Consider the following 21,904-nt stretch of genomic DNA (forward strand, 5'->3'; position numbering starts at 1 on the left):
CACGTGTTAGAGGAGGATGAATTCTTTTGAAAAGCAATAACACTCACTTTGTTCATCAGACAGCTAAAACGGTATTGATTACTTCAGTGGCGCTCGCGTTATTATTACCCCCTGGCTTGGCCGCAGCCGATTCTACATCTGTTAGTAGCAACACTACGGTAACACAGGTTAGCACACAAGCGCCGGTGACTACAACGAACTCTGAGGCAGATCTTACAAAAGTGAAATTCACGCAGGAGCAAGCGATTGCGAAGCTAAAAGAATTATTCCCATCCCTAAAAGATGCAACGGTAAACAATGTACAACTGGGATCTAATCAAAGCTACCCCCCTCCAGCAAATCAAATGATCTGGAATATTCAGTGGCAGATTCAAGAGGGGAATTCGGGATTTGGCTTTAGCAGTGAGGTAGATGCCATTAATGGAGATATCATCAGTACGTATATTTCATACCCTCGTGAGAATAACGAATCCTATTATCCACCGAAAGTATCGCAGACTCAGGCACTGGAGATCGCCAAGGCTTTTGTGACTAAGGCAGCCTCATCGGTTAAGAGCAGTGATCTGCAATTAAATGAGAATGCTGGTTATAATTATTTTTCGAACTCTTTATTCGGTCCTGTTCAATACAGCTATTACTTCAGTGTCATGAAGAATGGTCTTCCTTCTGGATCGGATAACATTAATATAGCCGTGGATGGCAACGGTAATGTAATTCAATTCTCTAAGTTTTCTCAAGGGCTTGAGTATCCATCTGCACAGCCGAAGATTACCTTGGAGCAAGCACAGAAGCAATTTGCGGAACAGTTTGATGTAGGCCTTTTTTACATTCCTACTTATAAGAACGGAAAACCTAACAACTGGATTCTAGGCTGGCGTCCAGTGGATCAGTCTCTATATCCTATCGATGCATTGACAGGCAAGAGAATAGATTATGAAGGAAAAGAATCCGTATCTACCGCAGTCGTGTATTCAGATGTAGCAAAGAGCAAGGATGTCTTTCAAGCAAGAACTTCAACTACAGAGCTTACTGCAAAAGAAGCGGAACAGCTTGTAAAGAAGGTTGCATATATTCCAGCAGATCGTAAATTGATCTCCCAAAGCTTGAGAAATGACTATCAGGATACAGATCGGAAGATCTGGCAGTTATACTGGGGTGGGGCTAGTGGAAATGAACGCTACATTGGGGCTGGATTTCCAGAACAATCCTCTGCCGAGATCGATGCAAAGACCGGTGAAATATTACAGTACCAGGTTCAAGCTTATGGTGCTACTCAGGATAAGAAGAAGGAAGAGGCGGCCCCTGCTGGAGGGAAGAAGCTTAGTGAGGCCGAAGCTAAGACTAAAGTACTTAGTATAATAAATAGCCTATATCCTCAGGCGAGTCAGAAGCTAAAGCTTGTAGAATATGGAGATAACTCAAACGTTACTTCAGACGGATCAGGATTTAGATATCAGTTTATTAGATATCATCAAGGCATTCCTGTGAGTGACAGTACCCTTACGGTTAGCTTGGATCTTTACGGCAGACTGATTTCTTACATGGGGAATCGGATAAACGGTATCGATGAAATCACATTATCTCCTGATGCAACAATTTCCAAGAAGGAAGCGCTCGAAAGTTATAAACCTAAATATCAGACTAAGCTGAAGTATACTCAGGTTGGTGGATACTATAGTTATAATAGCTATGCCGCGCCAAAGGTGAAGCTGGTATATGATACAACTTTTGATGAATCTAATGGATTATATCAGGTTTTAGATGCAGCCACTGGAAAATGGGTAGCGGTCTATGATTACCTCGGTCAGCAAGATGCTCAAATATCTGCAACGGATATCAAAGGTCATGCAGCAGAACAACCCTTATCAGAATTAGTAAAATATCATGTGATTACTCCGGATGCCGATGGTAAAGTAAACCCAGATCAAGAAATAACAGTTGGCGATTGGTTAACCTATCTTGCCAAGGCTTCTAATCCGAATTTCAGCAGTTATATTGCTAATAATGAACGGAAAACTGTGGCAGGTGTGAAGCCTGAGAATTCATATTATGATGTTGTTACTTATGCAGCAGATCGTAAGTGGATCAACAAGGATCAAAGCCTGCAAATTGATAGTAAGTTAACCCGGGAACAGCTTGCTGTTCAGCTGGCTAATTTTTTGAAATACAACAAACTCACAGCCTATCTTGATAAAGATGTAACGGTAAGTCAGTTCAGTGATAGTGCATCTATAAACAATAAGGGTGCAGTGGCTCTTGTAGTGAAATTGGGAATCCTAAAGGATGACAACGGCAAGTTTAATCCGCAGCAGACGGTAACGAAAGCACTGGCGGCTACGGTGATTATGAAGCTAGTGGAACTGCAAGGTAAGACTGATCAGATCATTGGTCAATAAGAATATATAATGCAGAGCCTGCTTCCCATTTGATGGTGGAAGCAGGCTTTTCTGTATGAGGAGCAAAATAGGGAGTAAAAGAAAACAACCCGAAAGACAAACACCTTTACGGAAGGGGTGTGTCTTTCGGGTTATATTTGTTTTTGCTATTCAAATACAATTAATGGAGCTGTTTATCTACTTCTTTAACTGGATTCTCGTTAGCATTCTCTTCTACCTTGCTGCTCATAAACCAACCGATTGCAGCGATGAGCACGAGTACAACATAGAAGGTAACCTTCCAAATGGTACTATGCGCGAAATCCTCGGAAAGAACACCAAGTGAAGGGTGTGCCAAGGTAATGACTGCGAGCTTAACGCCGACCCAGCCTACGATGAAGAAGGCTGCAATTTCAAGACCTGGACGGGTGTGAAGCAGCTTAACGAAGAAGGAAGCTGCAAAACGCATAATGACCAATCCGATAAATCCGCCGGCAAAGATGACGAGGAATTGTCCACCGTCAAGGCCTCCGATTTTTGGAAGACCACTTGCAGGTAGTGCAACCGCAAGTGCAACTGCGGCTAGGATGGAATCCACCGCGAAGGCGATGTCAGCAACTTCTACTTTAAAGACAGTAAACCAAAAGCTGGATTTCTTTTTGTTGACTGCACCGCCCGTACCGCTTTCAGCTGCTTCATCCGTAACGGGCTTCTTGATTAATAGTTTTCGGAAGATATGGTTCCCCGCGATAAACAGTAAATAAAGTGCGCCGATGGCTTGTACTTGCCAAATATCAACCAGGTAAGAGATGACAAATAGTGAACCGAAGCGGAACACGAAGGCTCCGGCTAATCCGTAGAATAGTGCTTTTTTTCTTTCCTCATCAGGAAGGTGTTTAACCATAATTGCCAATACCAGTGCGTTATCTGCGGCTAGTAGTCCTTCAAGTGCTACAAGAACTAGTAATACCCAGCCGTACTCTAATAATAATCCCCAATCCATTACTGTTGTCCTCCCTTTTCTTATGCAAATATCTACTAAAAGATACTTACCTTACCATTTTAACCAATTTTATATAAAAAAGACCTTTACCAAACAGATTAGCCTTTGGAATAAAGGTCTAACCTGATTGGTAAAGGTCTCGCTAACAATGTTGAATTGCCAATAAAGCCGGAGAATATCCTCATATTCTCGTATTGACGACTTTATTTAACAGCTACTCCCCTTTACGGGATATATTAAATTTTTGATTTAATTCGTTGTGATTTTGCCTAAGGAGATCATATACGAGTTGAAAGTTAATGTCAATAAAATGTTGGAGGAATAAGAGTTGATAGTAAGGGAATGTTGGAGGCTGTAAATCTGGATTGCATTGCTAGGAATAGGAGAGTTTAATTTTCCTGAGAGGGAGATTAAAAGTACATGTATGTCTTTTAATCTATGCTGATAATCAATGAAGAAGTTTATTTAAATAACAAATAAAAGGGCACTTACTAGACGAATATCTATGTTCTCCTATAGGTAATTGGAGTAGTATACATTAGGTTTTCGTGGAGGTGCTAAAAATGGGCCATTCCAATCACATATCTAAGAAAAGCTGCAAAAAAAATGATTCTCCGTCAAAAAGAAAATATCATTTGGTTAAAAAATGTTCTTCAAAGAACTATTGTTGTAAGCGAAAAATCATCAAAAAGAAATGTGCTAATAATCGCACCCGCGGCATCACTGGAGCAACGGGCCCTATCGGAGTCAGAGGTCCCGTTGGAGTAGCGGGAGTCACAGGAACGACGGGCTCCGCCGGAGCAGTGGGAGCCACGGGAACGACGGGGCCCGCCGGAGCAGCTGGAGTCACTGGAACGACGGGCCCTGCTGGAGCAACCGGAGCCACGGGAACGGCGGGCCCCGCGGGAGTAGCTGGAGTCACTGGAACGACGGGCCCAGCGGGAGTAGTGGGAGTCACTGGAACGACGGGCCCCGCTGGAGTAGCGGGAGACACGGGGACGACGGGTCCCGCCGGAGTAGCGGGAATCACGGGAACGACAGGCTCCACGGGAGCAGCTGGAGCCACGGGAACGACGGGCCCCGCGGGAGTAGCGGGAGCCATGGGAACGACGGGCCCCGCCGGAGTAGCGGGAATCACGGGAACGACGGGCCCGGCAGGAGTAGCTGGAGTCACAGGAAGGACGGGTCCGACCGGAGTAGCCGGAGTCACTGGAACGACGGGTTCCGCGGGAGCAACCGGAGCCACGGGAACGGCGGGCCCCGCGGGAGTAGCTGGAGTCACGGGAACGACAGGCCCCGCGGGAGTAGCTGGAGCCACGGGGACGACGGGTCCCGCGGGAGTAGCCGGAGTCACGGGAGCAACGGGTCCAGCTGGAGTAGCTGGAGTCACGGGAACGACAGGCTCCACGGGAGCAGCTGGAGTCACGGGAACGACAGGCTCCACGGGAGCAGCTGGAGTCACGGGAACGACGGGCCCCGCTGGAGCAGTGGGAGCCACGGGAACGACGGGCCCCGCGGGAGTAGCTGGAGTCACGGGAACGACAGGCTCCACGGGAGCAGCTGGAGTCACGGGAACGACGGGCCCCGCTGGAATAGCGGGAGCCACGGGGACGACGGGCCCTGCCGGAGCAGCTGGAGTCACGGGAACGACGGGCCAAGCGGGAGTAGTGGGAGCCACGGGAACGACAGGCCCAGCTGGAGCAGTGGGAGCCACTGGAACGACGGGGCCCGCGGGAGTAGCGGGAGCCACTGGAACGACGGGCCCTGCGGGAGTAGCTGGAGTCACGGGAACGACAGGCCCCGCCGGAGTAGCCGGAGCCACGGGAACGACGGGTCCCGCGGGAGTAGCGGGAATCACGGGAACGACAGGCCCCGCCGGAGCAGCCGGAGCCACGGGAACGACAGGCCCCGCCGGAGCAGCCGGAGCCACGGGAACGACGGGTCCAGCTGGAGTAGCTGGAGTCACGGGAGCGACGGGCCCCGCGGGAATAGCCGGAGCCACGGGTCCAGCTGGAGTAGCGGGAGCCACGGGAACGACGGGCTCCGCTGGAGTAGCCGGAGCCACGGGAGCGATGGGCCCCGCGGGAGTAGCTGGAGTCACGGGAACGACGGGCCCAGCTGGAGCAGTGGGAGCCACTGGAACGACGGGTCCGACCGGAGTAGCAGGAGTCACGGGAACGACGGGCCAAGCGGGAGTAGCGGGAGCCACGGGAACGACAGGCTCCACGGGAGCAGCTGGAGTCACTGGAACGACGGGCTCCGCGGGAGCAGCTGGAGTCACGGGGACGACGGGTGCGGCAGGAGCAGCCGGAATCACCGGAACGACAGGCCCCGCCGGAGTAGCCGGAATCACGGGAACGACGGGCCCTGCGGGAGTAGCTGGAGTCACGGGAACGACGGGTCCCGCTGGAGTAGCCGGAGCCACGGGAACGACGGGCCCCGCCGGAGTAGCCGGAATCACGGGAACGACGGGCCCTGCGGGAGTAGCCGGAATCACGGGAACGACGGGCCCTGCGGGAGTAGCTGGAGCCACGGGAACGACGGGTTCAGCTGGAGTAGCTGGAGTCACGGGAACGACGGGTCCAGCTGGAGCAGTGGGAGCCACGGGAACGGCGGGGCCCGCGGGAATAGCGGGAGCCACAGGAACGACAGGCTCCACGGGAGTAGCTGGAGCCACGGGAACGACGGGTCCCGCCGGAGTAGCCGGAGTCACAGGAACGACGGGTCCCGCCGGAGTAGCCGGAGTCACGGGAACGACGGGCTCCGCCGGAGTAGCGGGAGCCACGGGAGCGACGGGCCCCGCCGGAGCAGCGGGAGCCACGGGAACGACGGGTCCAGCTGGAGTAGCTGGAGTCACGGGAACGACGGGCTCCGCCGGAGTAGCGGGAGCCACGGGAGCGACGGGCCCCGCCGGAGCAGCGGGAGCCACGGGAACGACGGGGCCCGCGGGAATAGCGGGAGCCACAGGAACGACAGGCTCCACGGGAGTAGCCGGAGCCACGGGAACGACAGGCTCCACGGGAGTAGCCGGAGCCACGGGAACGACGGGTCCCGCCGGAGTAGCCGGAGTCACAGGAACGACGGGTGCGGCAGGAGTAGCTGGAGTCACGGGAGCAACGGGCCCCGTGGGAGATGTGGGTCCTGCCGGAGCCACGGGAACGACGGGTCCGGCAGGAGTAGCCGGAGTCACAGGAACGACAGGCCCCGCAGGAGTAGTCGGAGTCACAGGAGCGACAGGCCCCGCGGGAGTAGCTGGAGTCACGGGAGCAACGGGCCTCGTGGGAGATGTGGGTCCTGCCGGAGCCACAGGAACGACAGGCTCCGCGGGAGTAGCCGGAGTTACGGGAACGACGGGCCCCGCCGGAGTAGCGGGAGCCACGGGAACGACGGGAACTACGGGCTCTGCGGGAGCAGCTGGAGTCACGGGAACGACGGGCCCAGCGGGAGTAGCGGGAGCCACGGGAACGACGGGCTCCACCGGAATAGCTGGAGCCACGGGAACGACGGGCCCTGCCGGAGCAGCCGGAGCCACGGGGACGACGGGTCCCGCCGGAGCACCCGGAGCCACGGGAACGATGGGCCCCGCCGGAGCACCCGGAGCCACGGGAACGACGGGTCCGGCCGGAGTAGCAGGAGCCACGGGAACGACAGGTCCCGCCGGAGCACCCGGAGCCACGGGAACGACAGGTCCCGCCGGAGCAGCCGGAGCCACGGGAACGACGGGCCCCGCTGGAGCAGTGGGAGCCACGGGAACGACGGGTCCCGCCGGAGTAACCGGAGCCACGGGAACGACAGGCCAAGCGGGAGTAACGGGAGACACGGGAACGACAGGCTCCACGGGAGCAGCAGGAGTCACGGGAACGACGGGCCCCGCCGGAGCAGCCGGAGTCACGGGAGCAACGGGCCCCGCCGGAGCAGCCGGAGCCACGGGAACGACAGGTCCAGCTGGAGCAGTGGGAGCCACGGGAACGACGGGCCTCGCCGGAGTAACGGGAATCACGGGGACGACAGGCCCCGCTGGAGTAGCGGGAGCCACGGGAGCGACGGGTCCCGCGGGAGTAGCGGGAATCACGGGAACGACAGGCCCCGCCGGAGCAGCCGGAGCCACGGGAACGACGGGTCCGGCAGGAGTAGCCGGAGCCACTGGAGCTACAGGTGCCCCAGGCGGAATAGCTCAGTTCGGGTATGTTTATAATTTAGGGGCTCAGGTGGTTCCAATAGAGGCGGATGTCTCTTTTGATACAAATGGACTTCTAACACCTGGAATTACACATGCCCCTGGGACCACTACAATCTCGGTTACTAATACGGGTAATTATGAGGTTGATTTTTCAGTTTCAGGTGTGGAACCCAATCAATTCGCATTATTCTTAAATGGCGCCGAGGCTGCAGGTACGGTATATGGTTCAGGTGCTGGCACTCAGCAAACTAATGGGCAGGCGATACTCGCTCTCTCATCGGGCGATGTTCTTACGCTGAGAAATCATAGTTCAGCTGCTGCAGTTACTTTACAGACATTGGCGGGAGGCACTCAGGCAAACGTCAATGCTTCTATAGTTTTAAAGCAATTAAGCTAGGTAACAAAGAAATAGATTCTTCAGCATTAAAAAAGCGTGCAGGACTCTAATAGAGTTCTCCACGCTTTTTGTGTTAGCCCTTAACCGCTCCAGCGGTAATTCCTTTTGTCATCTGTTCTGTGAAGAGCAGATAGATCAGGATGGTTGGGATCGCAATGATCGTCATAACAGCAAACTGAGCACCGTAGTTGGACGAGTATTCTCCGGCGAATTTCATAATGGAGAACGGAATGGTTTTTAGATCCTCCGAGGTGAGGAAGGTGTTCGCCATAATAAATTCATTCCATGTGCTGATGAAATTGAGTACACAGATGGTAGCTAGTGCGGGTTTCGTAATAGGGAAGATGATGCGGAAGATCACACCGTAAATGCCGCAGCCATCGATAACCGCCGACTCTTCAATCGCACGAGGGATGGTCTCTAGAAAACCAGTCATGATGAGCACACTCATTGGGATGACAATAGCTGAATAAGGCAGAATCAGTGTGTACATATTGTTCAGCATTCCGAGCTTGTTAAACAGAATAAAGTTCGGCAGCAGTGTCGCGTGAATGGGAATGATCATGCCCATCATGATAAGTGACAACACGATACCACTTAGCTTCCATTTCATACGGGTGAACGCATACCCCATCATCAGTGACACTAGTGCGGACAGCGCAACGGTAATTACTGTAATGATAAGACTGTTGGCAAAATAGCGTGGTACACGCCCATAGGTAAAAGCGTTTCTATAATTCTCCCATTGCGGGGGGGATGGCCATTTCAGAAAAGAGCTTCCGAAAAAATCACCACTCTTTAGCAGGGAGTAATCGATCAGCCAGATGAGCGGAAATAACTGAATCAAAGCAATGAGACAAAGAAACACCATCATTAGGATTTTGCCAGTTCTAGGTTTACTGCGCTTCTGTTTATGAAGCTTCAGATTGAGGGGCGAAGCGGCAGGTGCTAATGAATTATTCATATGATTTCCTCCGGTTACAGGGATTCTAAAACTCTCCGATATCTTTCTTCAGAACCTTGTTGAGTATTACGGTCAGTACAAGGCAGAACACAATGAATAGGATGGATATGGCATTACCGTAGCCGTAAAGCGACGATGAGAAGGCTGTTTTGTAAAGGTAGTTCCCTAAGAATTGCGTGCTGTTCGCCGGGCCGCCGTTGGTCATTAAGAACACGGTTTCCATTTGCTTAAGACAGGTTGTAACCGCGATGATAATGGCAACTCGCATCATAGGCGAAAGAAGCGGTATGATGATGCGCGTGTAGAGGGTATAGTTGTTCGCGCCATCGATCTTTGCGGCTTCGCTTAGATCACTTGGAATGCCTTGCAGACCTGAATAATATAGCAGCAGTGCGTATCCAAAACCTTGCCACATTACAACAATGATGATGCACCAGATCGCTGTCTTCGGATCTCCAAGCCAATCATGTGTGAGTGAATCCAGCCCAACGCCGCTAAGCAACTTGTTAAGCAATCCGTAATTGGGATGAAAAATCCCGCTCCACAGCTTGGCTGTAACCACAACAGAAATTACTGCGGGGATGAAAAAGATCGTCCGGAATATTTTTTCGTATTTGCCGGAATTGGTCAGGAATATCCCTATGAGAATAGCAAAGGGATGCTGTAAGAATACAGTAGCGGCGGTTAGTAACAGGGCATTGCCCAGTGAAGTCCAGAATACTTTGTCATGAAATAGGATTTCGCGATAGTTATCAAAGCCGATAAAATTGTACTTGCCGATCCCGCCCCAGTCCGTTGAGCCGTAATAAGCGCTCATGAAGATAGGGATGCAAATCATAAAAGCAAACAGGAATAACCCGGGTGCGATGAGTAGAAATATCGCTTTTTTGTCGCTTAACACTCTGTGCATGGAAATCTCCGTCCTTTGAAAGAGTAATCTATCTACTACCATCGTAACGGGAAGCTAGACCGTGGAACATGCCGTATATTTCAGATGATTGTACACATTTTTTAAATTATGAAATGATAAATTCGTTGACGGCGAAGGCGTTTATGCTCGAACAACAAACCCCCGACCTCTGGGGGAAGTCGGGGGTTGTACGCCACTATTTATGATGTTAAATCAGAAGCGCCGCCATTCATGTACTTAGTAGAATTAGAGTTTATTTACCAGCCAATTTATCGGATGCAGCGTCAAGTGCTTTGGCGAATTCCGCTGTATTCATAGCGCCGGAGAGTAGACTTTGGTGAGCTTCCATTACCTTTTGCTTGAACTCGTCGTTACCAATATCCTGTAGCGGAGTTCCGCTAGAAGAGGTCATCGAGCTGAAGACATCGACTAGTTCTTTTTGGAGTTGAGTTTCATTACCAGTCAAGAATTCATCGAATTTTTGTGCAGGTGTACCCGCGCCAGCTTGCCATAACATCTTGGACCAGTTCTCAGGAGCGAAGAAATATTTCAAGAAATCAACAGCAGCTTCGGGATGCTTGGAGTTTTTACTTACTGCATATCCACCACCGTACCAAGCAGCATCATCCGTTGATTTACCTTTATCCGAACCAGGGAAAGCGAATGCGCCTACATTATTACGGAATTCTTCAGAGAAGTTCACATCTGTAGCTAGGCCAGACTCCCAAGCGCCCATAAAGAACATAGCGGCTTGTCCTTGTCCGAACAAGTTACGCGCTGCACCGTAATCGGCGGTCAGCCAGCCGTCGGCAAAACCTTTAGCATTTGCGAAATCTTGCATTTCAGTTGCAGCTGCAACAAGACTAGGATCATTAAAGGATATTTTACGAGCAACAGCTTCATCCATCTTATTAAAATCACCATTTTGACGTTGAGCAACAAACTCATACCAGATTGGCAGCGTCCATGCATCCATACCGTTCATAGCGATAGGGTTAATCTTGTTGGCACGCAATGTTTTGACAGCTGCGAGCAGGTCAGCGGTAGTCTTTGGAACCTCGATGCCGTTGTCAGCAAAGATTTTCTTGTTATAAAACATAACCATATAGTCTGCACTACGTGGCAATCCATACAGTTTGCCATCTTTGCTGAAGCCGTCCATGGAACCAGAAACAAACTGATCACCTTCGAAGTCAGCGCTGTTCAGTTCAAGCAGTAAGTCATTATCGAGCAGAGGACTCAGGAAAGAAGGCTGACCCCAAGCTTGAATGATATCAGGCATCTGATTACTGGAAGCATATACTTTGATTTTTGATTTATAAGGTTCATCTTGAAGCGCTTCCACTTCTATCTTGACGTTAGGGTGCTCTTTCATATAAGCGTCGATAATGTCTTGCTCCACCTTGCCTGAACCGTTTGCCCGATCCGCAAGTGCGGTGAAGAACTTCAGTGTAATTTTTTCGGCTGGTGCGTTCGCTGTGGCCTCGGCAGTAGCTTCGGCTTTGTCATTTGCAGGAGCGTTTGTAGCTTTCGCATTGTTATTTCCGCCACCACAGCCTGCAAGCAGAGCTGGAAGCATTAGACTCATAAGCATTAGCTTGATTCCTTTACTTTTCATCAAAAACCCACCTTTTTAGAATGATGTATTTTGAAGAAACGATTGTTATCCATCAAGGAAGACGACAACGTCGTTTCTTCTTGAAATATAAGAATGTATAAGTTTCACGCTATACATTATCCTTATATTTCTCGCATAAACGCTGACCGTCTATAAGAGACGTCGAAGGCGTTTTTGCTTGCATCCTCATCTTAAGAGTTTCTGGCTAATAGAAACATGGTTCATATTTAAGAATGATGTAGGCATTTTTTAGCGAATGTAAAAAGCCGGTTCAGGGTGTAATGATTTCAGTTATACTTGCTTTACACATCTTTCTATTATATAAGAAGGTGGTTCTCATGAATCGAAACTTTCGCTTAGTCAGCCGTTATCGCCATCTTCCGCTCCAATTTAAGCTGTTGTTATGGTTCGTCCCCCTGCTTCTGGTGACCATATTCGCTATGGGCTGGAACTCGTATCAGATCTCTTCACAGCAGGTGGTGGAGAAAATGAAACAGTCGCAGGATCATCTTACCAAAAAAACAGCAGAGCAGATCGATGAGATGGTGCGAGGCATGATTTCTTTTTCGAATACACTCTTTCTGGATGAAAGTGTGCAGCGGCTCTTAGCATCGTCTGAAGCACAAAAGGAACGTAATTCTGTATTTAAGACCGTTACCAATCTTATGGTTGCAGGCAATTCAATTCAATCGCTGATTCTGTATTCTTTAGACGATAACAATGGAGCAGAGCCTTTTGCTGCGAATCAGGCAGGATTGACGACAGGTATGAAGTACTCAGATTTTATCAAAACCTCGTATTATAAAGAAGCTATTAAAGCAGCAGGTAGCCCAACCTTTGGACTCTCCAGGCCGACTGACGGCATTTTTGTAGGCGATCATTATCATAAGATTGTGCTTTCCAGAATCATCATGAATATTTACACCTTAAAGCCGGCAGGACTCGCTGTGATCGGTGTGGATGCAGGGAAGATTGGGAGCCAATATCTCGACAATGCTGAAGATGATGTAGATATGTTCGTAATTGATCGGGATGGGCTGATTATTACGGCTTCGAATCCGAGCTGGATTGGCAAAAGAGATCTGGAACTTCCGTATTTTGCGGACAGCGACCCTAAGCTGACTGTGAAAAAAAGGCTGGAATTTACAGCGGATCATAAACAGTGGATTGTGTCGCATCTGCAGTCGGAGACGACAGGCTGGTATGTGGTGGTGGCTCATTCCAAGCGGCAGCTTGTTAAAGAGCTCGGTCAGATTTTACAGGTCACGATGACGATTGCTGTTCTGTGTTTAGTAGTTAGCCTAATGGTTACCTGGCTGGCAGCTGCCGCTATCACGAAACCACTGAAGAAGCTTTCCCGTTCGATGCGCAGACTGCAGACAGGTGATTTTACGCAGCGGGTATTTTTTGAAGGAAATGACGAGATCGGCTTACTCGGGCATGGTTATAATCTAATGGTGCAGCGGATTAAATCGCTCATCAATGATGTATACGCCTCAAGAATGAAGCAACAGGAGGCAGAGTTGAAAACGCTTCAAGCTCAAATCAGGCCTCACTTTTTATATAACACGTTAAATACAATCTGTTGGGAAGCTGAGAAGAAGGGAGATAAAGAAATTGCCGATATGGTGTATTCTCTCTCTCAAGTGTTCCGACTGAGCTTAAATGATGGACGGGATACGTTTACTTTGGAGCAGGAAGTAGAGCTGGTGACCAATTACTTGTTCCTGCAGAAAAATCGCTTTAAGGAGCGTTTTGAATTCGAAATTTCTCTGGATGAGAGTATCAAGGATTTCACAGTACCAAAGCTGCTGCTGCAGCCACTAGCCGAGAACGCAGTGATTCACGGGATTGAGCCGCTGTCTGGAAGCGGGCTGATATCCGTTCGAGCTTACCGTATAGAGAAGACTATTGTGCTTGAGGTACAGGATAATGGTGCAGGGATCACGGCAGATAGACTTCTAGAGCTTCATCAACGTTTAGCAAGGGGAAATTCTTTACCTGAGGAAGACAATGTTGGACGCACAGGATTTGCGCTCATGAATGTGCAGGAACGACTGGCCTTATTTTTTGCAGGAGCCTCTTTACAACTAGAGAGTGTGGAAGGGGCAGGCACACGTATTATTATTCATATCACTGTGGAGGGGCCATAAATGATGAAGCTGCTGATTGCTGAAGACGAAGATACGATCCGTGAGGGCATTGTGAATATGATTGATTGGAAGTCACATCAGATTGAGGTCATGGGTGAGGCGGGGAACGGAAGTGAAGCGCTGGCTTTGATGGAGAATGAACAGCCCGATCTTTTGTTAACGGATATTCGTATGCCACAAATGGGTGGTCTCGAGCTGATTGAAGTCGCACGGCGTAGAGGTTACGGCTTCCGGTCGATTATTTTATCCGGGTATAACGAGTTTTCTTATGCGAAGCAAGCGATTTCCCTGGGTGTTGTTGATTATGTGCTGAAGCCATGCCGACCTGAGGAAATTCTGAAGACGGTACTGAAGGCCAAGGAACTTATTGAAAGACAACGATATCAGGAGGATGAACAGCTTAAAAGAGATCGTTCTTGGCATAAAAATGCACCGCTTGTCAAAAGCCAGGTTCTGTCTCAATGGATTTATCATCCCCCGGTTCCGCTAGAACGGCGACAGGAGCTGATCGGAGAGTTATCTATGGCGATTGGCTTTGAAGGACCACAAATTGGTCTGGTCAGCTTTGATTTTGATCCACCCTCCGCTACAGGAACAGGACAGGATTTTGTACTTCTACGTTACGCAGCGTTAAATATTATCAGTGAGACCTTGTCGCCTATCTATAGAGGAAAAATAGAGACTTTTCATGATGGCAATAACTTGCTATGGATTGGCAGCGGATTAGCTGGAACCGATTCTCGCAAGCCTTACCGAGCACCCCTCCAATTGAAAGAGCAGATTGAGAAGCTGCAGAGTAATTTGGAGAAATATCTCAAACTGTCAATCAGTATTGCCGTTGGCTCCTGTCGTTCGGATATTTCTGAAGCGCATCTGTCGTATAAAGAAGCCCTTCAGGCGATGGAATCGCGATTTTTGAACGGAAAAGGCGGTGTCTATTACTATACAGAAGGAACGGGAGTTATAGGTGGCGCTCCACAGGAAATCGGGATCTTAGATGATTCTGAATTAAATGTGCTGGAGGATGAAATGCTTGTGGCGGTGGGGGCTGGGAGCAATGAGCTCGCACTCGATCTGCTGGAGAAATGGCTGGATCGTTTTCGTAGCAATCCGGGATGTCTTAAGCAAGAAGTGAATATTCGGGCAACTGCTTTTGTAGTTCGATTAAAGAGACTGGCGCAGGAAAAACAAGTCGCTGGCTTCGAATGGAAGCAGCATTTGGTCAATTGGATGGAGCAGGCTCCACAGATAGAGACGTTGGAAGAATTGTCTACGATTTTGAATAAGGTCATGCAGAATGTGGTGGAGGCTTTTTCTAAACATCGTCCACTACATCGCACAGTAGTCACTGCTATGGAGATCATCCGCAATAAATACAATACCAATCTGACACTAGAGTATGTCGCGAAAGAAGCCTATGTTTCTAATACTTATTTAAGCTCACTTTTCCGTCAGGAGCTTGGTGTGAATTTTCTCGATTACTTGCACCAATACCGGGTAGAAGAAGCGAAAAAGCTGCTCCGCCAAAATCTAAAGATGTACGCCGTTGCAAAATTGGTAGGGTACGGTGAAGAGCGTCACTTCAGTGCTACTTTTAAAAAATGGACTGGACTTACACCTTCACAATATCAAAAGGGATTAGGGAAGTAGGGGGGATTTGTTATCTACTAGGCTCTGTGTGGTTAAACTCTACATATAGCTAAATAGGAGGTAACCGAGTTATGAACCCCAAATGGTGGAAAGAAAGCGTCGTGTATCAGATTTATCCGATCAGCTTCATGGACAGTAACGGAGATGGAATTGGAGATTTGCAAGGTATTATATCAAGACTGGATTATTTACAGGACCTAGGTGTAGATGTGATCTGGGTCTGTCCTATTTATAAATCACCTAACCATGATAACGGGTATGATATCAGTGATTACTGTGACATTATGAAGGAATTCGGTACGATGGATGATTTTGAACGGTTGCTCAGGGAGTTGCACGCACGTGGAATGAAGCTGATGATGGATTTGGTTCTGAACCACACGTCACATGAGCATCCTTGGTTTGTAGAATCCAGGTCTTCGAAGGACAATCCTAAACGGGACTATTATATTTGGCGAAAAGGTAAAAATGGCGGCCCCCCGAACAACTGGGAGTCTTATTTCAGTGGCTCGGTATGGGAGCTTGATCCGCGGACGGATGAATATTATCTACATCTCTACTCCAAATACCAGCCCGATCTGAACTGGGAGAATCCTGTGGTCATTGATAAGCTGCATGAAATGGTGGAGTGGTGGCTGAAGAAGGGTGTGGATGGATTTCGTTTTGATGCGATTGCACATATCGTGAAGACGAAAGGGTATCCAGATGCAGACAACCCGAACGGAACACCTACGGTAAGGGCCTATGGTATGTTCTCCAATCTGGAGGATGTGCATACCTTGCTACAGAATCTATACGATAAGGTGTTATATTTCTACGATATTATGACGGTAGGAGAAACCTCGGGACTCGGACCAGAGCAGGCGCTGGATTATGTAGGTGACGGACGCCGGGAGCTGAATATGACTTTTCAGTTTGAACATATGTTTCTGGATGCCGCTTCGCCGGGTAGTGGGAAATGGGATGTGGTTCCCTGGAGTCTACTTGAACTGAAAAAGATCATGAGTAGCTGGCAGACAGTTTTACATGAGAGAGGCTGGAATGCGAACTATTTATGTAACCATGATCAGCCGCGTTCGGTGTCTCGTTTTGGGAACGATCTCTTTTACAGGATTCCTTCTGCAAAAATGCTAGCGACCTTCATTCATATGCTGGAAGGCACTCCTTACATTTATCAAGGAGAAGAAATCGGCATGACGAATGTCTGTTTCGATTCCATTGATGAATACCGGGATGTGGAGACACTTAATTATTATGAAGAAAAGCGAAAAAACGGTGTTCCAGAAGAGCAGATTATGTCTGCGATTCATCATAAAAGCCGGGACAATGCCCGTACCCCTATGCAATGGGACGATGGACATGCAGGCGGTTTTACAACAGGGACGCCCTGGATTGAAGTGAATTCCAACCATATGGAGATTAACGCTGGCAATGCGGTTAAAGATCCGGATTCTATCTACAACTACTATAAACAGCTGATAGCATTAAGAAAAAAATACAAGGTGATCGTGTACGGCTCATATGAGCTACTGCTTGCAGAGCATACTGAGATTTATGCGTATAGCCGAACTTTAGAGGATCAGCGATTGTTGGTTATTTTGAATTTTTTTGATAGAGAGCCTGAATTCGAATGGCCAGCGGGGTTCGATCCCGATCAGCTGGAGTTATTAATCAGTAATTACCCGGAGTCAAAAGATCAGGATATTCGTTCTTTCAAGCTTCGCCCTTATGAAGCAAGGGTCTATTTGCAGCAGCGTGTGTAAAGGAAGTTTCAATAAGAGTTGTCATTAAAGCCCAAGAGGTCAAGATGATGACTCTTCTTTGAGTTTGTCAGCAAAAGACTGTACAATGGCGATACATTAGCATACATAAAGTGGAGTTGCGGGATGACGCCTGTAGGAGGAGAGGAGAGACAACATGACTGAATGGTATGAAAAGAGCTTCGGAGAGGATTATCTGATCGTATATAAGCACCGGGATTTCGGTGGAGCACGTAAAGAAGTAGATCAGATGATCGCCTGGCTGAGACTGCCCACAGGTTCGAAAGTGCTGGATTTATGTTGTGGGATGGGACGTCATTCTCTGGCACTTGCGAAGGAAGGGTACGAGGTTACCGGAGTGGATTTGTCGGAGGTCTTGTTGCGTGAAGCTCGATCTCAAGTCGGGGCGGAGAAGGTAACCTGGATCCGTTCCGACATGCGTGATTTACCACTAGATGGAGGATTCGATGCCGTAGTTAATCTGTTCACTTCTTTTGGTTATTTTGAAAAAGATGAGGAGCAAGTAAAGGTTCTGCGTGAAATCTATCGTCTGCTGAAGCCAGGTGGCAAGTTCGTTATTGATTTTTTGAATCCTGCGCATGTGATTCGTCATCTGGTGCCGCATTCTACGCGTGAGGACGGAGAGAATTTGATAGATGAGTCACGCCGAATTGAGGATGGTTATGTGAAGAAGGACATCATTCTAACTACTAAGAATGACCCTACGCCTCGTCAATATCATGAGCGTGTGAAGCTTTATTCACTGGAGGAGTTCAAGGAAATGATTGAGAAAGCGGGCTTGCAGCTCGAAGCTGTACATGGCAGCTATGAAGATGAGGTTTATGATGCAGAAAGGTCCACGCGGATGATCTTTGGTGGAACACGTCCCTAAATGGTATCTGGAAAAAGATTCAAAGGTGGTGAACGCTCTATGTCTAAGGCAGAGATTACTTCATGGGACAAGAACATTCTCCAAGTCTCGGTACCCATGGACTCGCCTCTTCGTCAAGTGAACAGCTATATCCTCTCGGATGAAGATGGTAGAGTAACTATTATCGATCCGGGTCCGCGTAGCCCGGATACAGAGAATTGCTGGCTCGGGATTTTGCAGGAGCTGGACTTGTCGTGGATGGATATACGGGATATCGTCGTTACGCATCACCATCCCGATCATTATGGATTAGCCGGCTGGCTGCAGTCGCAGAGTGGTTGTAAGGTGTGGATGACGGAGCGCGCCCATGCGGAGGCAAGGTTGATGTGGGGCTTGGGCTCTGGTGAAGATCTGGGGAATGACATGGATGAAGATACAGGTGAAGATACGGGAAATGGCGTAGACAATGATGTAGGCATAAATGAGATCTTACCGGATTATTTCATCCGGCATGGGATGACGGAGCAGTGGTCGAACGGGATTAAAGCCCACTTGGAAAGCTTTAATTCCCAAGTGGAGCCGCAGCCTGTCGTGTCTTATTTCAATGTGGCGGAGCCCTTCAAGATGGGCGGCCGTGAATGGCAGCTCATAGTTACCGGCGGACATGCACCGGGGCATGTGAGCCTGTATCATGCTGACAGCGGGCTTATGATCTGTGGAGACGCTGTACTCCCGCAGATCTCGCCCAATGTCAGCCTGCTGCCAGGCAGCGATCCACAGCCGCTGCAGACGTTCATTCAGGGGCTGCGGGAACTGGGCAGCTACCCGGTCAGCATGGCGTTCCCGGGTCATCGCGAGCCCTTCGCTGGCTTCACGCACCGGGTAAACAGCCTGCTCGCTCATCATGAGGAACGGCTGGATACAGCGGCGGCCCTGCTCACTAGCGGTCCGCTCAGCGGATTCGCGGTGTGCGAATTCCTGTTTCGCAGCCGAGTAACGACTGTTCATCAGATGCGCTTTGCGATGAGTGAGACCCTGGCGCATTTGGCGGAATTAGTGCGCCGGGGACGGGCAGTCATGCTGGAGGCAGACGGCGGTTTCTTGTTCGCCGCAGCTGAAAGTGTTGGAGAACATATCAGCTAGAGAGTATCTTGCAAGATCGAAGTGAAGTAGATGAGTATAAAGTTTAAGAGCAGTCCTGCATTGTGGGGACTGCTCTTTTTGTATTTGAGTAACCTAGTCCCTGCTTCCCTCTTTTCATCCTTCGATCGCTTCCATATTCATGCGTTAGCGTATGTATTCGGACTCAGATGACGCTATTCGTTGATTTTGGAGCTTTTGAGGTTAGTATCGGACCGGAAAGGCGTTATTACTTGTGCAGAGTAGTGTTTTGGTCATTTTTGAGTGAGTAGAGTCTCTGGAGTCTGAAAGTGTTCAAATTAAGGGTGATTTGTGAGTATTGCGTCTCCTGAGTCCGACAACGTGGGCAAAACGCTTCTTATGTAGAGTAACTAACTGTTGGTAGCTATTAAAGGGAATTTTACCCTATAATTTTGGATTTAATGATTCTAAATCTGTTTATAGGGAATTTCTCCTTATAATTCTACTGATTTGGCTATAAATTGAGATTTTCATAGAGATTATAGGGAAGAATTCCGTATAATCTCTGGATTTGAGCCAAAATCGTTATTTTATAGGGAGGATTTCCCTATAGGCAACGAGCTCCTGTAGAACCCCCACCGTAGAACCCCCACCGTAGAACCCCCATAGCAGAAGCACCATCGTAGAACTCCTCGTCCGCTACCCACAAAAAAGCGATTGTCTCAACAGCCCGCAGGGCTGTGAAACAATCGCTTTTTCCTCAGAGTTTCATATAGTCGATCTGAAACTCATCATTCAGGTGTACCTAAAACTCCTCACTCCGGAGTTTCATCATATTCCGCAAGTTTCCTAGCGGCCTCTTCTCGATCCTCTGGTGTGTGAGGCAGATCCAGCTCAATTTCGCGCTCCGCTTGCTTGCGGTGTGCGATTCGGCTACTGGCTGCCGCCGCCACGGCTCCAACGATGTCGTCGAGATAGGTGTGGATTTGTCCGGTACTTTTGTCATTTAACCTTTGAAGAACGCCTGGCTTCAGCTTGTCCACATAGCCATAGTTGGTAAATCCGATACTGCCGTATACGTTCACGATAGAGAAGGCAAGAATCTCATCTACGCCGTACAATCCCTCATCATTTTCGATCATATCTTGAAGTGGGGAGAACAGCTTGCCCTCTTCTGCCATTACATCTAATTGAATGCCTGTTAGTACAGCATTTTGTACTTCTCGCTTGCTAAGCACCATCTCTACATTATGGATACATTCATCCATCGTTAAATTCGGATAGTATTTCTGTTGCAGGAACATAACGAGTTCCGCGATTTCTTCCAGGGTTACTCCACGCTTGTTCAGCCAGAATTTGGTCGCATCTGCGACGGCCTTGCTGTTCAGACTGTACGGAATTTTTTCGATTTTGTCATCAGCCATGTTCAGTCACCTCGTTGTTTAGTAAGTCATTTCATTACAGCAAACGTTAGTATGATGTTAAGGACTGTTGTTACCTCAGATTGTACGTTTACTGGAAGTATTTGTCCAGCGAGGGAAGTTTCAGCGAACTGAAATCCAGGCCCTACTTGAGATGAAGAAGTAGTTCACAGGCTTTTCCAACAATTTAGGATAAGCTGTTGTTATTTTTTGGACAAAGGTCTCGTATACATAGCAGTACAAATGATATCTAACCTTGAAAGGGGTAATAAATGATGAAACCTATGCAACAAATCCGCGGAATCTCCGCAGTATGCTTACTCGCAGTTCCACTGGCACTGTCCGGCTGTGGGCTGTTTGGTTCAGAATCGGCATCGATTGATGCTCCGCCACCAGAGGTTGAAGCACAAATGTTACAGACTAGTGGAAATACTACGTTGGATTCAGGTGTATTCGGTCCTGTGACACAGGATGATACACAGACAGCGGTTAAAGGCAGCACCAAAACTTCACAGGGCAATGCTTCCGGAGATCGCACAACTGTATTTTTGGAAGATGGTAATGGATTACTCACTCCTGTATCCCTAAGCTTGCCAAAGAGCAAAGATTCCAGCGCACTCAAAAACTCGTTAATGGCATTAGTGAGCAAGGGAGAATATGCCTCATCAGTGCCTGAAGGTTTCCAAGGCATTCTTCCAGCTGGAACGGAAGTCAAAAATATTACGATAGACAAGTCGAACTCAGCTGTTGTCGAATTTAATTCAGAATTCAATAACTATGATCCTTTAGAGGAACGTAAAATCCTCGAAGCTATCACTTGGACGCTGACCGGTCAAGATGACATTAAAAGCGTACAACTCTGGGTAGATGGTAAAAAGCTCACAGAGATGCCGCTTCAAGGAACTCCGCTGGATCGTCCATTATCCCGCACAATGGGCATAAACTTGCCGAAGCAAGGTCCACTTCTGATGAACTCCAGTGCGGTTACTGTTTATTTTTCCACAACATCTCCTGACGGTATCCAATATTATGTACCTGTAACCCGCTTTGTACCCGCCGGACAAGAACAGCTGACCGCTGCTTTGAACGAATTGATTGCGGGTCCTGAATCCGGAAATGGGCTGGAAATGGTCATGACACAGGGAACGATACTTGATTCCGTTGATGCTGGGCAGAACGGTGTAGTTACCGTGTCCTTGACGGATGATATGTTCACAGATGGTAAAGGTGTACCCGCTGAAATGCTGGAATCGGTCGTACTGACGGTTGCGCAAAATTCGGATGATTCTCTGGTACAAATTCGCTTAAACGGCAAGGAATCGATTACGGATACAGATAATGTGGACTACAGCAAACCTGTTTCCGCACCTGAATATTTGAATGAGATCCCGTTATAGAATGACCCTGTAAGGTTTAAAAGATGCTTTTGTGCCTCCTCTTTGGTAGAATAAAAGTTGCTCAAAAAGACGTTACGTCCCAAGCATTGTGCTACTCGGTATTT

General features: G+C 48.7%; 13 protein-coding genes. 8 read left to right on the plus strand and 5 right to left on the minus strand.

The window, feature by feature from the left end:
• The first annotated feature begins 26 nt into the window (after positions 1-26).
• Positions 27-2,396, plus strand: a complete 2,370-nt coding sequence (locus tag MKX35_RS09120; RefSeq protein WP_076300460.1) for a YcdB/YcdC domain-containing protein — start codon at positions 27-29, stop codon at positions 2,394-2,396.
• Positions 2,397-2,556: 160 nt separating this feature from the next.
• Here MKX35_RS09120 and MKX35_RS09125 read toward each other — a convergent pair whose 3' ends face one another.
• Positions 2,557-3,378 carry a TerC family protein gene (locus MKX35_RS09125; protein WP_076286043.1) on the minus strand — a complete coding sequence of 274 codons (822 nt, stop codon included), beginning with the start codon at positions 3,376-3,378 and terminating at the stop codon, positions 2,557-2,559.
• A 635-nt stretch (positions 3,379-4,013) separates the two neighbouring features.
• Here MKX35_RS09125 and MKX35_RS09130 point away from each other — a divergent pair.
• The gene (locus MKX35_RS09130; RefSeq protein ID WP_341044072.1) at positions 4,014-7,955 is read left to right on the plus strand and encodes a beta strand repeat-containing protein; all 3,942 of its coding nucleotides are present in this window, start codon (positions 4,014-4,016) and stop codon (positions 7,953-7,955) included.
• 73 nt (positions 7,956-8,028) lie between these two features.
• Here the strand turns inward: MKX35_RS09130 and MKX35_RS09135 are convergent, their stop codons facing one another.
• From MKX35_RS09135 to MKX35_RS09145, 3 genes are all read right to left on the minus strand, one after another.
• The gene (locus MKX35_RS09135) at positions 8,029-8,919 is read right to left on the minus strand and encodes a carbohydrate ABC transporter permease (protein ID WP_076300462.1); all 891 of its coding nucleotides are present in this window, start codon (positions 8,917-8,919) and stop codon (positions 8,029-8,031) included.
• A gap of 25 nt (positions 8,920-8,944) precedes the next feature.
• Positions 8,945-9,829 (minus strand): carbohydrate ABC transporter permease, encoded by an 885-nt coding sequence (locus tag MKX35_RS09140; protein WP_042130723.1) that lies wholly within the window; start codon positions 9,827-9,829, stop codon positions 8,945-8,947.
• A gap of 253 nt (positions 9,830-10,082) precedes the next feature.
• Complete coding sequence (locus tag MKX35_RS09145; RefSeq protein ID WP_042191338.1) at positions 10,083-11,447, minus strand: ABC transporter substrate-binding protein; 1,365 nt, start codon at positions 11,445-11,447, stop codon at positions 10,083-10,085.
• A 338-nt stretch (positions 11,448-11,785) separates the two neighbouring features.
• On the opposite strand from MKX35_RS09145, the gene MKX35_RS09150 reads away from it, so the two are divergent.
• The 5 genes from MKX35_RS09150 to MKX35_RS09170 all read left to right on the plus strand — a co-directional run bounded on the left by MKX35_RS09150 (position 11,786) and on the right by MKX35_RS09170 (position 19,024).
• Entirely contained in the window at positions 11,786-13,600 is a 1,815-nt protein-coding gene (locus MKX35_RS09150; RefSeq protein ID WP_076300463.1) for a sensor histidine kinase, read from the plus strand.
• Positions 13,601-15,250 (plus strand): response regulator, encoded by a 1,650-nt coding sequence (locus tag MKX35_RS09155; RefSeq protein ID WP_076300464.1) that lies wholly within the window; start codon positions 13,601-13,603, stop codon positions 15,248-15,250. It abuts the gene before it with no gap.
• Between the two features lie 71 nt (positions 15,251-15,321).
• Entirely contained in the window at positions 15,322-17,013 is a 1,692-nt protein-coding gene (locus MKX35_RS09160; protein WP_076300465.1) for a glycoside hydrolase family 13 protein, read from the plus strand.
• Positions 17,014-17,167: 154 nt separating this feature from the next.
• Entirely contained in the window at positions 17,168-17,902 is a 735-nt protein-coding gene (locus tag MKX35_RS09165; RefSeq protein ID WP_076300466.1) for a class I SAM-dependent methyltransferase, read from the plus strand.
• Between the two features lie 39 nt (positions 17,903-17,941).
• Positions 17,942-19,024: an MBL fold metallo-hydrolase gene (locus MKX35_RS09170; protein ID WP_076300486.1), complete on the plus strand. Its 1,083-nt coding sequence runs from the start codon at positions 17,942-17,944 to the stop codon at positions 19,022-19,024.
• A gap of 773 nt (positions 19,025-19,797) precedes the next feature.
• On the opposite strand, the gene MKX35_RS09175 is transcribed toward MKX35_RS09170, so the two are convergent.
• A complete protein-coding gene (locus MKX35_RS09175) occupies positions 19,798-20,406 on the minus strand; it encodes a phosphatidylglycerophosphatase A family protein (protein WP_076286050.1) in 609 nt (202 codons plus the stop codon).
• A 272-nt stretch (positions 20,407-20,678) separates the two neighbouring features.
• Here MKX35_RS09175 and MKX35_RS09180 point away from each other — a divergent pair, with 272 nt between their 5' ends.
• A complete protein-coding gene (locus MKX35_RS09180; RefSeq protein ID WP_179086736.1) occupies positions 20,679-21,800 on the plus strand; it encodes a GerMN domain-containing protein in 1,122 nt (373 codons plus the stop codon).
• Positions 21,801-21,904 lie beyond the last annotated feature (104 nt).

Origin of the sequence: Paenibacillus sp. FSL R5-0923 (genome assembly GCF_038009145.1) — a bacterium.
Taxonomy (GTDB): Bacteria; Bacillota; Bacilli; order Paenibacillales; family Paenibacillaceae; genus Paenibacillus_AQ.

Coding starts and splice junctions, on each gene's coding strand:
- MKX35_RS09150 (WP_076300463.1), top strand. CDS start 11,786: ATGAATCGAAACTTTCGCTTAGTCAGCCGTTATCGCCATCTTCCGCTC.
- MKX35_RS09145 (WP_042191338.1), bottom strand. CDS start 11,447: ATGAAAAGTAAAGGAATCAAGCTAATGCTTATGAGTCTAATGCTTCCA.
- MKX35_RS09170 (WP_076300486.1), top strand. CDS start 17,942: ATGTCTAAGGCAGAGATTACTTCATGGGACAAGAACATTCTCCAAGTC.
- MKX35_RS09165 (WP_076300466.1), top strand. CDS start 17,168: ATGACTGAATGGTATGAAAAGAGCTTCGGAGAGGATTATCTGATCGTA.
- MKX35_RS09135 (WP_076300462.1), bottom strand. CDS start 8,919: ATGAATAATTCATTAGCACCTGCCGCTTCGCCCCTCAATCTGAAGCTT.
- MKX35_RS09160 (WP_076300465.1), top strand. CDS start 15,322: ATGAACCCCAAATGGTGGAAAGAAAGCGTCGTGTATCAGATTTATCCG.
- MKX35_RS09140 (WP_042130723.1), bottom strand. CDS start 9,829: ATGCACAGAGTGTTAAGCGACAAAAAAGCGATATTTCTACTCATCGCA.
- MKX35_RS09180 (WP_179086736.1), top strand. CDS start 20,679: ATGAAACCTATGCAACAAATCCGCGGAATCTCCGCAGTATGCTTACTC.
- MKX35_RS09125 (WP_076286043.1), bottom strand. CDS start 3,378: ATGGATTGGGGATTATTATTAGAGTACGGCTGGGTATTACTAGTTCTT.
- MKX35_RS09175 (WP_076286050.1), bottom strand. CDS start 20,406: ATGGCTGATGACAAAATCGAAAAAATTCCGTACAGTCTGAACAGCAAG.
- MKX35_RS09155 (WP_076300464.1), top strand. CDS start 13,601: ATGATGAAGCTGCTGATTGCTGAAGACGAAGATACGATCCGTGAGGGC.